We start from the raw sequence: 14,842 nt of genomic DNA, 5'->3' as shown, positions 1-14,842 counted from the left end.
TAGGTGGCAGCATGACCGGGTGACCTCGAACCGTGCCGACGTTCTGATCACCGCCGCCGACCTGCGCGCTCTACTCGCGGATGGCGCCGCGACCGTCCTCGACGTGCGGTGGCAGTTGGCCCGCCCCGACGGTCGGGCCGACTACGAGACCGGCCACGTGCCCGGCGCGGTCTACGTCTCACTCGACGACGACCTGACCGACCACGACGTGCCGGGACGTGGCAGGCACCCCTTGCCGTCTGGGGCGGCGGTCCAGGCGGCAGCGCGACGGTCGGGCATCCGGTCCGACGTCCCCGTGGTGGTCTACGACGATTGGAATCGCGCCGGATCCGCCCGCGCGTGGTGGGTGCTGACCGCGGCCGGCATCCCTGCGGTGCGGATCCTCGACGGCGGGCTGGCGGCGTGGCGGGCCGCCGGCGGTGAGATCGAGACGGGCTCCGGCTCGGCGGAGCGCGGTGACGTCACCGTCGGCCACGACGATCTGCACGCCGGTGCGCTACCGACGATCACCGCCGACGACGCGGCCACGACGGGTGGACTGGTCGACGCCCGTGCCCCGGAGCGGTTCCGCGGCGAGGTCGAGCCGATCGATCCGGTTGCCGGACACGTGCCGGGAGCGGTGAACGTGCCCAGCACGTCGGTGCTCGACGAGGACGGCACCTTCCTGCCGGACGGTGATCTGCGCGCGATGCTTGCCGCCGCGAACGCCGCGTACTGCGGGTCGGGTGTGACCGCATCGGTGGTGGTTGCGGCGTCCGCGGCGATCGGCAGGCCGCTGGCACTGTTCCCGGGGTCGTGGTCGCAGTGGTGCGCAGAGCCGGATCGGCCGGTCGCAACGGGTTACTGACGCGTTACGAAGGACGGCGTCGTGTTTGTCCGCCGTTTCTTTGGGCACCTAGAGGGAACCATGGCACCTGATCTGCGGCGCGCCACTTCGTGGCGTCCGCGCGCGTCTGCCGCAAGCGTGGCAACGCCGGCCGACTTCGCCAACGGGTCCCGGGCCGGGTGTGACGATGCCCGTCCATCGCGGTCGGTCCGGTGACGGCCGGTCTGGGTGACGCCGCCCGGGGGGTGGGCCTGCAGACGGTGTTCCAACCGATCGTGACGCTGCCCAGCCAGGAGATCATCGGGTACGAGGCGCTGGCTCGGTGGCCCGCACATCCGCGACTGTCGCCGTCGGCGGTGTTCGCGCACGCCCAGTCGGAGGGTCTGTTGGCCGACCTCGACGCACTCTGCATCGACCGGGCGGCGTCGATGGCGTTCGACGGCGAGTCGACCCCGGGCATGCTGCTGGCCATCAACGCAGAGCCCGCGGTGGGTCCCGGCGGCGATCCGAGCGATGCGCTGGCCAAGGCGGCCCATGAATTCGCCGTCGTCATCGAGTTGACCGAGCGGGGTCTCCTGTCCCACCCGCACGCGATGCTGCGGAAGGTCGCGGCGCTGCGCGCCGACGGCTTCGCAATCGCGCTGGACGACGTTGGCGCACATGCTGATTCGTTGGCGCTACTCGACGTGCTGTCCCCGGAGATCATCAAGTTGGACATGGCGCTCATCCAGGGGCAACCGGATGGGTCGCAGGCCCGCACCCTCGCCGCGGTGATGGCGCACCACGAACGCACCGGGTCGATCATCGTCGCCGAGGGGATCGAGACCGACGAGCACCTCGAGCAGGCGCTCGCGTACGGGGCGGAACTCGGACAGGGTTACCGGTTCGGCGTGCCCAGCGCACTCGAGTTCCAGTCCGCGCGGTGGTCGGGTCCCACGTCCCAGGCGCCGGCGAAGCTACCGGCCACGCCGTCGATCTTCGAGTTGGTCACCGACGGACTGCCGAAGCGGGTGGTGCGCAAGGACACTCTGCTCGCCTTCACCCGGCAGATCGAACGCCTCGCGGGCGCGGCGGACAGCCCGCCCATGATCCTGACGACGCTGCAGCACGTCCGGTACTTCTCGGGGGCCACCGAGGCGACGTATCGCCGGTTGGCCGAGACCAGTCCGCTGGTGGCAGTGTTCGGTCAGCTCGTGCCGGAGGACATCCATCCCCGCATCCGCGGCGTGGACCTGGTGGCCGGGGATCCGCTCTGTCGGGAGTGGGCGCTCGTGATCCTCGGGCCGGACTGCAGCGCGGCGCTGATCGCCCGGGAGTGGGATGAGCCGGACTCGTCGGAGGACGACGGGGACCGGCGCTTCGACATGGCCATGACGTTCGACCGGTCCCGGGTCACACTGGCGGCACGGATGCTGCTGGACCACATGCCGTGAGGCGTCAGCGGCTCCGCTTGTGTGCGGACTCGTAGGCGTCGATCACCGCGGCCGGGATACGCCCGCGTGCGCTCACCTCGTGCCCGTTGTCGGTCGCCCAGCCGCGGATGGCCGCCGTCGAGTCCCGCGCGGGAGCGGTCGAACCGCGCCTGCTCGACTTCGACTTCCGGCCGCGTGACGTCTTGCGCGGCGGACCCGAGGCGGCGGTGGCCGCCTCGATGTAGGGCTTGAGCGCCTTCTCGAACTTCGCGATGTTCGCGTTGCTCAGGTCGATCGTGTATTTCGTTCCCTGGAAGGCGAAGTCGACTGTTCCGCCGGCGCCGTCGACGATCTCGGACTGGTCGAGGTCGTCGAGCAGCTGACGAACGATGCGTTCGGCCACGTTGGTTCCTTTGGTCGTGGTTGTCGCAACACTATAAGCCGACCTGGTCAGTCCAACGTGACACCGTGGCCGTCGAGTTTTCGGAGCACGCCGTCGACGACCGTCGGGTCCATCCCGGGTTCGGCGCGGGCCCCGACCACTGCCTCCCGCGCGGCGGTCAGTGCCTCGCTCTCGAGTTCGGTTGCCCGCCAGACCCGTTCGCTGTCCGAGGCGTCCCGGCCCGTCGTGTCGACACGCGGTTCGGCGTCGTCGTCGAAACCCATCTTGCGCCACACCTTCTCCAGGCTCTGCAGGGCCTCGTCGGCGATCCCGTCGTCGACGTCGTCGTCCCGCCGGATCTCCTCGAGCCGTCCCCGCCCGGCGTCGCGGGCGCGAGACGCGAGGTCGTGCTCCATGTCGGCCTCCTGGTCCGGGGACCTGTGCACCCCGAGGCGTCGGACCAGGAGGGGCAGCGACGGGCCCTGCAGGAGCAGGGTCACGACGATCACCACGAAGGCGACGAAGATCAGCCGGTCATGCTCGGGGAAGTCGGCGGGGAGTGCGAGGACCGCAGCCAGCGTCACCACGCCTCGCATCCCGGCCCACGACGCGATCGTCCGCTCCCGCCAGCCCACCGGTTCGGCCCCGGGATCCCGTCGCGCCCGCAGCCTCTGGTCGATGGCGGCGACGGGGAAGATCCAGAGGAACCGGATCACGATGACGAGGGCGGTGATGACGAGGGCCTGCCCGACGAGTGCGCTCAGGTCACCGGGTACCGCGTCGGCCACGGCACGCAGTTCGAGACCCACGAAGGCGAAGGCGGCGCCGGTCACGAGCAGTTCGATGATCTCCCACGCCGTTTCGGAGACCAGACGGGTCTGGGCGGACTCGGCGTCCGCGTAGCGACTCATCGCCAGGGCCAGCGTGACCACCGACAGCACGCCGCTGCCGTGCGCGGCATCGGCTGCTCCGTAGGCGGCGAAGGGGACCAGCAGCACCAGTGCGCTGCCCGCGGGGTGGGCGGGCAACCGGGTGAGCAGCCAGCGGATCGAGACTGCCAGTGCGAGCCCGACGCCGATGCCCACGACCACCGACAGCGCCAGGCGGCCCGCGGCACCCCCGGGCGACACCGATCCCGTGAGGGCGCCTGCGACGGCGACCTCGTACAGGACCAGGGCGGTGGCGTCGTTGGACAGCCCCTCCCCCTCCAGCGTGGTGCGCAGTCGACGGGGAAGCCGGAGTTCCCGCGCAGCGACCGTGGCGGCCACCGGATCAGGTGGGGCGACCGCTGCGCCGAGCGCCACTGCGGCCAGCAGTGGCAGGCCGGGGACGAGCGCCTGCAGCGCGAAGGCGACCGAGAACGCGGTCACGCCCACCAGGGCGATCGCCAGTAGTCCGATCGCGCGGCGGTTGTCGAGGAACTGGCGCCACGACGTGCGCCGGGCGGCGGCGAACAGGAGCGGCGGCAGCACCAGCGGCAGGATCAGGTCGGGTTCGATCGACGGCGTCGGCAGGCCCGGGACGTAGGCCACGGCCAGCCCGAGGGCCAGCAGGAGGACGGGGTAGGGCAGCCTGATCCGGTCCGCGACCGGTGCGAGCAGCACGGTGGCCGCGAACAGGGCGAGCAGGAGCGTCAGCTGCGCCATGGGACCTCGAACACCGGGCAGTCCTTACCCGTGGCCGTCGGGTGCAAACGCGGTCGCCGGACGGAAGCGGTCCGATTCGTCCGATCGTATTGGAAACGGTTATCGTTATCGCCATGTCGATCGCGACCCGTCTTGCCGTCACACTCCTCGCGGCACCCCTCGTCCTCGCCGGGTGCGCCGGCAGCTCCGACGACGCCGGGGCGTCCTCAGCACCCGCCGATGCGGCACCCTGCCCCACCACGCCGGTCGAGGTCGTCGTGAGCGTCGACCAGTGGGGGGACGTGGTCCGCGACCTCGGGGGCGCGTGCGCGAAGGTGACGACGCTGCTCGCCAGCTCGTCGGTCGACCCGCACGACTATGAGCCGTCCCCGGCCGACGCCGCGAAGTTCGCGGGTGCCCAGCTGGTCGTCGTCAACGGCGGTCACTACGACGAGTGGGCCGCCAAGCTCGCGGCGGGCTCGGCGCCCGAGGCGCCGATCGTCGACGCCGTTCTGCTCAGCGGCGGCGAGGCGGGCCACGACCACGATCACGACGAGGCGGGCCACGACCACGATCACGCGGCCGAGGGCAACCCCCACGTCTGGTACAGCCCTACCGCCGTCACCGGTGTCGCCGACGCCGTGACCTCCAAGCTGACCGAACTGGCCCCCGACGCGGCGGACTACTTCGCCGAGCGGCGGGGCGCGTGGACGGAGTCGATGAAGCCCTACGACGCCGCCATCGCGGCCATCAAGCAGGGCGCGACGGGCAAGACGTACGCCGCCACCGAGAGCGTCTTCGACGACATGGCCGCCGCCCTGGGCCTGAGGAACGGGACGCCGCAGGGGTACCAGACCGCGTCGAGCAACGAGGCAGATCCGTCGCCCGCCGATCTGGACGCCTTCCTCACCGTGCTCCGCGACAAGCAGGTCGACGTGCTGATCTACAACACCCAGACGGAGGGTTCGGTGCCCGAGCAGATCCGCCAGACGGCGGAGTCGGCGGGCGTTCCGGTGGTCGAGGTGACCGAAACGGTGGCGCCGGGCACCGATTCGTTCGAGGCTTGGCAGGTGGCCCAACTGACCTCCCTCGCCAAGGCGCTCGGTGTCGCCGTCTGACGCCGCGCCGGAACCATCCGGACCCGTCGACTCCGCCGGCCTCCCCGCGCTGACCCTCGACGACGTCAGCGTCGTCCGGGGCGGCCGGCTGATCTGGTCGGAGGGCACGTTCGACGTGCCGACGGGCGGAATCATCGCCGTCATCGGCACCAGCGGATCGGGCAAGACGACGCTGCTGCACGCCGTGCTCGGCATGATCCCCACCGCGTCCGGCGAGATTCGGGTCCTCGGTGAACGGCCTGGCGCGACGACCGGCCTGATCGGCTACGTCCCGCAGAACTACGCCGCCGCCGCGGGTAACGCGATCCGGGCACGGGACGCCGTGATGCTCGGATTGACCGGCAACCGTTGGGGTTTCGGTCGCGCGAACGCAGAACAGGCGAGGCGGGTCGAGGACATCCTCGCCGCGGTCGACGCCGGCGAGTTCGCCGACCGGCGGCTCTCGCAGCTGTCCGGCGGGCAACGTCAGCGCATCGCCATCGCGGAGGCACTGGTCGGGCGGCCGCGCCTACTCATCCTGGACGAGCCGCTGACCTCCCTGGACGTCCGCAACCAGCGCGGCATCGTGCGGCTGCTCGCCAAGATCCGCGACGAGTTCGGCGTCACCATCCTCGTCGTCGCGCACGACCTCAACCCGCTGCTGGAGATCCTCGACGGTGCCATCTACCTGCTCGACGGGCACGCCCACTTCGACACCATGGACGAAGTGGTCGACGAGCAGCTGCTCACCCACCTCTACGGCACGTCCATCCAGGTGGTGCACACCCCGCAGGGCGAGCTCTACATGCGGAGCGTCTAGATGACGACGACGGTGCTCGCGCTGGGCTATCAGGACAACTGGATGCAGATCCTCGCGTCGGCGTTCATGCGCAACGCCCTCATCGGCGGCACCCTCGTCGCGCTGGCCGCCGGTTTGATCGGCTACTTCATCATCGTGCGGAACAGCGCCTTCGCCGCACACGCGTTGGCGCACATCGGCTTTCCCGGCGCAACCGGTGCGGTCCTGGTCGGAGTCCCCGTCACGGCGGGCCTGGCGGTGTTCTGCATCGGAGGAGCGCTCGTCATCGGTGCGCTGGGCAAGCGCGCCGACGAGCGGGAGGTGGCGACCGGTACCGTGCTCGCCGCGGCGACCGGCCTGGGCCTGTTCTTCAGCTCGTTGGCGACCAGGAGCAGCAGCACGGTGACCAACGTGCTCTTCGGCAATCTGCTGGCGGTCACCCACCAGCAGCTCGTCACCTTCGGCGTCGGCCTCGCGGTGATCGCTGCGGTGATGGCGGTCGTGTACCGGCCGCTGCTGTTCGCCTCGGTCAACGCCGAGGTCGCCGAGGCAAGGGGAGTCCCGGTCCGCGCCCTCTCGGTGGTGTTCATGGTGCTGCTCGGGCTGTCGATCACGATGGCCGTGCAGGCCGTGGGAACGCTGCTGCTGTTCGCGCTGGTCGTCACGCCCGCCGCGACGGCGATCATGCTGACCGCCCGCCCCGGGCTCGCGATGGCCGTATCCACCGCGATGGCCGTGGCCTCGGTGTGGTTGGGACTCGCCGTGTCGGCCATGTTCAACGTGCCGCCGAGCTTCGTGATCACCACGATCGTCACCCTCGTCTGGCTCGTCGTGTGGGTCGTCGCGAAGCGGACGCGCACCACGCCGCGGGTCGCGTCGTCGCACGGCGCCACCGGCGCGGACGTCTAGCCGACCGACGGTGCGAAAAGCCTGACGGTGACGACGCCGGAGCCGACCCGCTAGCGTCATGGAGCATGTCCCGAGGTCCAGCACCCCGACGGCGGGCGACGCTCGCCTCACTGGCCGCTGAACTCAAGGTGTCCCGCACCACGATCTCGAACGCCTACAACCGCCCGGACCAGCTGTCCGCGGACCTCCGCGACCGGGTGCTGGCTGCGGCCAAGGAGATGGGTTACCCAGGACCCGATCCCGTGGCGCGGTCGCTGCGCACGCGCCGGGCCGGCGCGGTGGGACTGATGATCACCGAGCCGCTCAACTACTCCTTCAGCGATCCCGCGGCGCTCGACTTCGTCGCCGGACTCGCCGAGTCGTGCGAAGAGGCCGGTCAGGGGCTGCTGCTGGTGGCCGTGGGGCCCAACCGAACCACCGGCGAGGGCACCGCAGCCGTCCTCGCCGCGGGCGTCGACGGATTCGTCGTCTACTCCGTGTCCGACGACGATCCCTACCTTCCCGTCGTGCAGCAGCGTGCGCTGCCGCTCGTCGTCGTCGACCAGCCGAAGGACGTCGCGGGTGCCTCGACCGTGGGCATCGACGATCGCGCCGCGATGCGCGAGCTGGCGGACTACGTCGTCGGCCTGGGGCACCGCGAGATCGGGCTGCTGACCATGCGTCTCGGCCGCGAATGGGCGCACGGCGCCACGCCATCCGCCGTCGCCGACCCCGACCGCGACCACTTCGGCGTGCAACGCGAACGCGTCCAGGGGGTGCGCGACGCGATGGCCGCAGTGGGTCTCGACCCGCGCTCACTCGTCGTCGTCGAGAGCTTCGAGCACCTCCCGACCTCCGGAGGCGCGGCGGCGGAGGTGGCGCTCGAGGCCAACCCCCGGATCACTGCGCTGATGTGCACGGCCGACGTGCTCGCGCTCTCGGCGATGGATCACCTACGGGCCCGGGGAATCTACGTGCCCGGCCAGATGACGGTCACCGGGTTCGACGGCATCCCCGACGCTCTGTCGCGCGGGCTGACGACCGTGCGGCAGCCCAGCATGGAGAAGGGCAGACGGGCGGGGCGGCTGCTGAACGACCCACCGCGATCGGGCCTGACCGTCGACGAGGTGCTCGAGACCGAACTCATCCGTGGCCGGACGTCGGGAGCGCCCGCCTAGATCGACGTGATCGGAGTGGTGGCGCGCCACTCGTCGAGCATCGGTCGCATCCCGTCGGCGAGCATGGGCAGCTCCGGCGCCATCGCCATGGCCGCGACCATGGCGAGCCGGCCGGCGGTCTCCGTCACCCTCGCGACCCGCGGATCGACCCGGCGCAGGCCCAGTTCGGTTGCCGCGCGGTCGTAGGCCGCCACCGCGTCCGGACCCACCATGACCAGATCCGACTCGACGGCGCCCAGGGTGACGAGTTCGAAGTCCGACCACAGGTCACCCGAGGACGTACTGATCATGTTGTGGTACGGCGCATCTCCGTGAATGGTCTGGAGGTCGACGCCGGGGAACGCCGACTCGAAGCCCGCTCGGGACGTCAGCGCCGGTGCCACGACGTCCCATTCCCGCCGAGCCCGTTCGACGTCGGCACCCGGGACCAGGTCCGGCATGTCGCGCAGGGCGGCGAGCCCCTGGGGGACGAACGTGCCGAACGGCACCCAGAAGCCGAGATCGTCGCCGTCGTAGTCACGCAACGCCGAATGCAGCCGCGCGACCTGCCCGACGCGTGTCGGCAGGTCCGGCTCGACGCCGCTCGACTCGGTCACGAACTGCCAGAACGTCATCGAGAAACCCTCGCGCCGAACGGGTTCGCGAGGTACCAGCGGGCTCGGCGCCACCACGGGATGTCCCCGGTCGGCGAGCCAGCCCGCCACGGCCAGCTCCGAACGCTGCTGCGCCGTCTGCGCTTCCGGATCCGAGGCGTACGACGGGGGCAGCACCGTCGGCACCCGCACGACCACTGGGCTGGGGAGCAGGTGCACGACCACGGAGAACACGTCGTACAGGACCCGCGGTTCGTCGACGGTCAGCCCGAGTGCGCGGCCGGCGTTCGCGGCCGCGGCCACCGCGCGCCGCGTGCGGTCGGCCAGGTCGTCGGAACTCAGCACCGGACCCGGGTCACCTCCGGGCGGCGAGCACGTACGCCAGCACCTCGGCGACGTCCTCAGGCGAGGAAATCCGGTGAGCCGCCAGCGTTTCTCCCGGACCGACCTTGATCCCGACGTCACCGGCACGCATGCGCCGGAAGGCGTTCTCGTCGGTGACGTCGTCGCCCAGGAACACCACCGCGGTCGCCTCGGCCTGCTCGCGCAACGTGTCCACGGCCTCGCCCTTGTCCGTGCGGACGACCGCGAACTCGAGGACGGCCTTGCCCTCGGTGACGTGGGCGTCCCAGGTCTTCGCGGCCACCCCGGCCTCCTCGAGCGCCGCCTCGGCGTCGGCCGCGCTGGCGTTGCGCACGTGCAGCGCCGCGCTCGCCGGTTTCGTCTCGACGGTCACGCCCGGCTTGCCCACCGAGATCGTCTGCAGTTCGGCGACGATGCGCGCCAACAGTGCGTGGTCGAACTGCTGGTCGAAACCACGAACTCTCCCCGAGTCGCTACGCTCCGGCCCGCTGGTGCCGAACTCCGCGCCGTGACTCCCCACCAGATGCACCGTCGGCGGTAGCGCGGACAACTCCCGCAGCACCTCGAGGGCACGACCGGACACCAGCGCGACCGTGGTGTCGGGGACGTCGGCGAGGGCCACCAGCGCCTCCGCGGCGGCCGGGAGCGCACGAGCGGCGGACGGGTCGTCGACGATGGGCGCGAGCGTCCCGTCGAAGTCCGAAGTGACGAGCAGGCGCGGGGTGCCGGCCACCTCGTCGAGGGCGCGGGTCAGATCGGTCGAGAGCACGGATACATCCTCGCGGGTGCGCTCCGGCTCAGATCTTCGGGTGCTCGCCGTCGCCGATCAGGAGGCGCACGGCGAGGTCGAGGCGCTTGCTGACGTCGGTGGCCGAGGCGCGACGAGTGAGCCAGGCCAGCAGGTTCGACAGCCACACGTCCGAGATGACGCGGGCGATGTGGTACTGGTCCTCGGTGGGTTCCCCGTCGCTCATGGCGCGGGCGAACATCGAGTCCATCAGCTTGCCGACGTGATCAACCTCACCGGCGGCAGAGGCGTCGGCGAACACGAACGCGCGCGTCATGGCCTCGGTCAGCAGCGGGTTGCGCTGCATCGACCGGTTCAGCTTTCCGACCATGATGTTGAGCCGCTGGTAGGGGGTGCCACCGGTCAGTGAGGCGCGGTCGGTCTTGGCGTCGATGCGCTCGAACTCGCGGCCGAGTGCGGACACCAGCAGGTGCACCTTGGACGGGAAGTAGCGGTACAGCGTGCCCACCGCGACGTCCGCGCGTTCGGCGACCGCGCGCATCTGCACGGCCTCGTACCCGCCCTTGGACGCGATGGCGAGGGTGGCGTCGAGGATGCGCTTGCGGCGCTCGCGCTGTGCTTCGGATCCGAGTTCGGACTCGGCGAGGACGGCCACGTTCATCACCTGGCGAGGGCCCGAGGTCGAATCCGACCCGGAACCCGATGTGGCCGCTGCTGGCGTTGCAGCCGACCCTGCGGAACCGGACATGTGGCGGTCAGCTCCTTCTCGTTGCGCTCGGGGTGAAAACGATACGCAAGGCGATCGTCGATTTCCCACCTCCGTGCCCCCGCGACACTCTCGTGTGCTGCTGTGATGGCGGTCGACTTGACGTTCGAACGCTGTCACCATTAGAACACGTTCTAGTGAGAAGCGACGTCTTCTCGCCCCTACGCCAGGAGGCCCGAGATGGCTGTTGCGACCGCTACCGTCACCGATGAGCAGTTTGCTGTACGCGACCTGGTCCGCAGTTGGGCCGCCGGCTCCGGTTCGATCGCCGGCATCCGGTCGGTGGAGCAGGGCGACGCCGACGCGTGGCGTGCGCCCTACGGCAAGCTCGCCGAACTCGGGATCTTCGGGGTCGCGGTGCCCGAGGACCTGGGCGGCGCGGGCAGCAGCGTGGAGGACCTCTGCGCCATGCTCGACGAGGCGGGTGCGGCGCTGGTGCCCGGCCCCGTGGCGACCACGGCACTCGCGACGCTCGTCGTCACCGACCCCGCACTGCTCGACGCCCTCGTGTCCGGCGAGCGGACCGCGGGCCTGGCGCTGACGGCCGCCGTCACGTTCGACGGGACCACCGCGACCGGCAGCGCGGCGATCGTGCTGGGCGCCGTGGCCGGTGAACTCCTGCTGCTTCCCGCGGGCGACGGCTTCGTCCTCGTCGACGGCGGTGCCGACGGCGTGACCGTCGAGCCGCTGGAGGCCACCGACTTCTCGCGGCCGCTGGCCCGCGTCGACCTGTCGTCTTCGCCCGCCGTCCGGCTGGACGTGCCCGGTGCTCGGATCGTCGAACTGGCCGCGACGCTGCTGGCCGCAGAGAACGCCGGGCTGGCGCGCTGGATGACGGAGACCGCCACCGAATACGCGAAGGTGCGCGAGCAGTTCGGCAAGCCGATCGGCAGCTTCCAGGCCGTCAAGCACATGTGCGCCGAGATGCTGCTGCGGTCCCAGCAGATCGCCGTCGCCGCCGCCGACGCCGCGAACGCCGTCGACGACCCGAGCCCCGAGCAGTTGTCGATCGCCGTCTCGGTGGCCGCGGCCGTCGGCATCGACGCGGCGAAGGTCAATGCCCGCGACTGCATTCAGGTGCTCGGCGGCATCGGCATCACGTGGGAGCACGACGCGCATCTCTACATGCGGCGGGCGTACGCCAACGCCCAGTTCCTCGGTGGCCGGTCGCGCTGGCTGCGCCGGTGCGTGGAGCTGACGCGCGCCGGGGTGCGCAGGCAGTTGCACGTCGACGTCGCCGACGGCGAGGACATCCGAGCCGAGATCGCCGGCGTGGTCGCCGACATCGCCGCGCTGCCCGACGAGAAGCGGCAGGCCGCGCTCGCGGAGACGGGACTGATGGCGCCGCATTGGCCCACGCCGTACGGTCGCGGGGCATCCCCGGCCGAGCAGCTGGTGATCGATCAGGAACTCGACGCCGCAGGTGTGGCGCGGCCGGACATCTCGATCGGCTGGTGGGCGGCACCCACGATCCTGGGCAGCGGTACGCCGGCGCAGATCGAGAAGTTCATCCCGGGCACGCTCGACGGGGACGTGTACTGGTGCCAGCTGTTCAGCGAGCCGGGCGCGGGGTCGGACCTTGCGGCGTTGCGCACCAAGGCCGTTCGCACCGAGGGTGGCTGGCTGCTGACCGGTCAGAAGGTGTGGACGTCCAACGCGCACCGGGCCGACTGGGGCATCTGCCTGGCCCGCACCAACCCCGACGCCCCGAAGCACAAGGGCATCACCTACTTCCTCGTCGACATGAAGTCGCCCGGCATCGACATCCGCCCGCTGCGCGAGATCACCGGCGAGGCACTGTTCAACGAGGTCTTCTTCGACGACCTCTTCGTGCCCGACGAGATGGTCGTCGGTGCCGTCGACGGCGGTTGGGCGCTGGCCCGGACCACGCTGGCCAACGAGCGCGTCGCCATCGCGACGGGCGGTGCGCTCGACAAGGGCATGGTGCACCTGCTGGAGGTCCTCGGCGACGACGAGTTGGACGGCGCCGAGGCCGACCGGCTCGGCGCGCTCATCATCGCCGCCCAGGTGGGTGCGCTACTCGACCAGCTGATCGCGAAGATGGCTGTCGGAGGCCATGATCCGGGTGCGCCGTCGAGCGTCCGCAAGCTGATCGGCGTGCGGTACCGGCAGGCGCTGGCCGAGGCGATCATGGACGCCCGGCCGGGCGGGGGCATCGTCGACTCGCCCGACGTCCGCTACTTCCTCAACACCCGGTGCCTGTCGATCGCCGGTGGTACCGAGCAGATCCTGCTCACCCTCGCCGGCGAGCGGCTGCTCGGCCTCCCCCGCTAGGGCCGTCTAGCGCGCTACCCTTCGCGGCCCGCCGAGGCTCAAGCTCCTACGGCGAGCAGACGTCAACTCCCCTGATCCGTGCGATTTGAGGGGAGTTGACGTCTGCTCGCGGGTGAAGCACCAACGTTCGGCGCGAAGAACTAGTACGTGGTCTGGGCGCAGGCGTCGGGCGAGGTGAGGTTCACGCCGGAGTAGACCACCTGGATGTGCGCGCAGACGATGTAGTCGGCGTCGGTCTTCGGGCGGCCCGTCGCCCAGTCCACGGTCCTGGTGTTGCCGTTCAGCACGGCGGGGCCGGGGCCGAAGAACACTGTCGCGAACTCGTTGTCGGTGATGGACTTGAACATCCGGGTGTTCTGTCCGTTGAAGTCGGAGTCGAGGTACATGTCGCGGTCCATCGAGCGCAGTGTCGTCGACTGGCGTCCGTAGAAGTCGCCGGGCAGGGGGAGGGGTCCGTCGGGGCCGATGAGGTTCGCCACCGTGTTGAAGTAGCACTGGTTCTCGGCGAGCACGCAGTTGGCGGTGGTCTGCATCTGCAGCGTGGTCACCGGATCGATCGGGATGGTCGACGTGGCGGTGTTCAGCGCCGCCGACGACGACGCCATGGGCGTCAGCATGGCCAGCGTCGACCAGGTCGCCGCGAGCAGTGCGGTGGTGGTGGCGAACCGTCTCATGGCGCTCCTCGTCTGGATCCGGGTCACGGTATCCCGGGGCCTACTCGTCATAGGTGACTTCGACGGAATCCGTCGTCGGCGTCGCCTGGCAACCGAGGATCAGTCCCTCGTCGAGATCGGACGGCTCGAGGACGTCGTTGACGGCCATCTCGACCGCACCGCTCTTCATCAGTACCGCGCAGGCGCCGCAGTGCCCCTCGCGGCAGGAGAACGGCGCGTCGAGTCCCTTGTCGAGCAGCACGTCGAGCAACTTCGCGGTGCGCGGCCAGCGGATCTCGTGGGTCTCGCCGTCGAGGGTGACCACGGCCGTGGCGGGGCCCTCGTCGGAGTCGTCGTCCTCGGCGATCACGACCGCCGCGAACGGGTCCGACTCGAGGGACTTGAACACCTCGATGTGGATCCGCTCGGGTGCGGTGCCCGCCGACTGCAACGCCTGTTCAGCCGCCACCATGAAGGGGCCGGGCCCGCAGATGAACGCGTCGTGCCCCGCGAAGGGCGCCACCAGGGTGCCCAGCGACCCCGCCGACGGCAGGCCCTGCACCGTCTCGAGCCAGTGCACGACGGTAAGCCGGTCGGGGTACTTCGCGGCCAGGTCGCGCAGGGTCGCGGCGAAGATCACCGACGTCTCGTCGCGGTTGGCGTAGACGAGGACCACCTTGCCGCTGCCCTCCGACAGCGCCGACTTGAGGATCGCCATCATCGGGGTGACGCCGCTGCCCGCGGCGAGCAGCAGGAAGTCCGAGTCGAGGGACTTGGGCACGAACGTGCCCGACGGTGCCAGGACGTGCATCTTCATGCCGGCGTGGGCGTTGTCGCACAGCCAGTGCGATGCGTAACCACCGTCGGTGCGCTTGACCGTGACGGCGAGGGCGTCGTCGGTGAACGGGGAGGTGGACAGCGAGTAGCACCGGGCGACCGACCCGGTGCGGTCACTGGGGACGCGCAGCGTCAGGAACTGCCCCGGCGAGTACGTCAGCCGCTCGGGCGACACCGACGATCCCGCGGGCACCTTGAAGACGAGCGACCGCGCGTCGGGAGTCTCCTCGACCACGTCGGCCAACTCCAGCTCGAGTACGTGCGTGCCGAGTGGTTCGTCGGTCATGCCGGGTCACCCCTTCCGGTCCGGTTTCGGCGGCAGAACTAGAACACGTTACAGTTAAACTAGAACACGTTCTGAAACTATGCATCCGCAGGTC

14 protein-coding genes are annotated in these 14,842 nt (G+C 70.4%); 7 read left to right on the top strand and 7 right to left on the bottom strand.

Annotation, left to right across the window (positions count from 1 at the left end; translation table 11 throughout):
- The first annotated feature begins 19 nt into the window (after positions 1-19).
- Together G6N64_RS01315 and G6N64_RS01310 are read left to right on the top strand one after the other, a co-directional pair.
- Positions 20-847: a sulfurtransferase gene (locus G6N64_RS01315; protein WP_163795274.1), complete on the top strand. Its 828-nt coding sequence runs from the start codon at positions 20-22 to the stop codon at positions 845-847.
- 191 nt (positions 848-1,038) lie between these two features.
- Positions 1,039-2,259, top strand: coding sequence for a sensor domain-containing phosphodiesterase (locus G6N64_RS01310; protein ID WP_163795273.1), 1,221 nt, complete (start codon positions 1,039-1,041; stop codon positions 2,257-2,259).
- A gap of 4 nt (positions 2,260-2,263) precedes the next feature.
- On the opposite strand, the gene G6N64_RS01305 is transcribed toward G6N64_RS01310, so the two are convergent.
- Together G6N64_RS01305 and G6N64_RS01300 are read right to left on the bottom strand one after the other, a co-directional pair.
- Positions 2,264-2,641 (bottom strand): histone-like nucleoid-structuring protein Lsr2, encoded by a 378-nt coding sequence (locus G6N64_RS01305; protein ID WP_163795272.1) that lies wholly within the window; start codon positions 2,639-2,641, stop codon positions 2,264-2,266.
- Between the two features lie 47 nt (positions 2,642-2,688).
- On the bottom strand, positions 2,689-4,266 hold the full coding sequence (locus tag G6N64_RS01300; protein WP_163795271.1) for a Na+/H+ antiporter: 1,578 nt from the start codon (positions 4,264-4,266) through the stop codon (positions 2,689-2,691).
- Between the two features lie 113 nt (positions 4,267-4,379).
- On the opposite strand from G6N64_RS01300, the gene G6N64_RS01295 reads away from it, so the two are divergent.
- The 4 genes from G6N64_RS01295 to G6N64_RS01280 all read left to right on the top strand — a co-directional run bounded on the left by G6N64_RS01295 (position 4,380) and on the right by G6N64_RS01280 (position 8,207).
- Positions 4,380-5,363: a metal ABC transporter solute-binding protein, Zn/Mn family gene (locus tag G6N64_RS01295; protein ID WP_174266736.1), complete on the top strand. Its 984-nt coding sequence runs from the start codon at positions 4,380-4,382 to the stop codon at positions 5,361-5,363.
- Positions 5,350-6,162, top strand: coding sequence for a metal ABC transporter ATP-binding protein (locus tag G6N64_RS01290; RefSeq protein WP_163795269.1), 813 nt, complete (start codon positions 5,350-5,352; stop codon positions 6,160-6,162). Before G6N64_RS01295 ends, G6N64_RS01290 begins: the two co-directional genes overlap by 14 nt.
- Complete coding sequence (locus tag G6N64_RS01285) at positions 6,163-7,050, top strand: metal ABC transporter permease (RefSeq protein WP_163795268.1); 888 nt, start codon at positions 6,163-6,165, stop codon at positions 7,048-7,050. It begins immediately after the preceding gene.
- 65 nt (positions 7,051-7,115) lie between these two features.
- Complete coding sequence (locus G6N64_RS01280; RefSeq protein WP_163795267.1) at positions 7,116-8,207, top strand: Rv3575c family transcriptional regulator; 1,092 nt, start codon at positions 7,116-7,118, stop codon at positions 8,205-8,207.
- Here G6N64_RS01280 and G6N64_RS01275 read toward each other — a convergent pair.
- Genes G6N64_RS01275 through kstR form a run of 3 tightly spaced genes read right to left on the bottom strand, consistent with a single transcriptional unit; the run spans position 8,204 to position 10,659 of the window.
- Entirely contained in the window at positions 8,204-9,145 is a 942-nt protein-coding gene (locus G6N64_RS01275; protein WP_163795266.1) for an aminoglycoside phosphotransferase/kinase family protein, read from the bottom strand. The two genes, G6N64_RS01280 and G6N64_RS01275, sit on opposite strands and share 4 nt — an antisense overlap.
- A 10-nt stretch (positions 9,146-9,155) precedes the next feature.
- Positions 9,156-9,932: a trehalose-phosphatase gene (gene otsB, locus G6N64_RS01270; protein ID WP_163795265.1), complete on the bottom strand. Its 777-nt coding sequence runs from the start codon at positions 9,930-9,932 to the stop codon at positions 9,156-9,158.
- Positions 9,933-9,960: 28 nt separating this feature from the next.
- Complete coding sequence (gene kstR, locus G6N64_RS01265; protein ID WP_163795264.1) at positions 9,961-10,659, bottom strand: cholesterol catabolism transcriptional regulator KstR; 699 nt, start codon at positions 10,657-10,659, stop codon at positions 9,961-9,963.
- A gap of 198 nt (positions 10,660-10,857) precedes the next feature.
- Here kstR and G6N64_RS01260 point away from each other — a divergent pair, with 198 nt between their 5' ends.
- A complete protein-coding gene (locus G6N64_RS01260) occupies positions 10,858-12,972 on the top strand; it encodes an acyl-CoA dehydrogenase family protein (protein WP_163795263.1) in 2,115 nt (704 codons plus the stop codon).
- A gap of 140 nt (positions 12,973-13,112) precedes the next feature.
- Here the strand turns inward: G6N64_RS01260 and G6N64_RS01255 are convergent, their stop codons facing one another.
- Both G6N64_RS01255 and G6N64_RS01250 read right to left on the bottom strand, forming a co-directional pair.
- Positions 13,113-13,646 carry a hypothetical protein gene (locus G6N64_RS01255; protein ID WP_163795262.1) on the bottom strand — a complete coding sequence of 178 codons (534 nt, stop codon included), beginning with the start codon at positions 13,644-13,646 and terminating at the stop codon, positions 13,113-13,115.
- A gap of 40 nt (positions 13,647-13,686) precedes the next feature.
- Entirely contained in the window at positions 13,687-14,748 is a 1,062-nt protein-coding gene (locus G6N64_RS01250; RefSeq protein ID WP_163795261.1) for a ferredoxin--NADP reductase, read from the bottom strand.
- Between the last annotated feature and the right edge of the window lie 94 nt (positions 14,749-14,842).

It is taken from the genome of Mycolicibacterium sediminis (assembly GCF_010731735.1).
GTDB classification, from domain to species: domain Bacteria; phylum Actinomycetota; class Actinomycetes; order Mycobacteriales; family Mycobacteriaceae; genus Mycobacterium; species Mycobacterium sediminis.
Note: the sequence above shows the minus strand (reverse complement) of the source record. Positions and strands in the feature narration are given on the sequence as shown.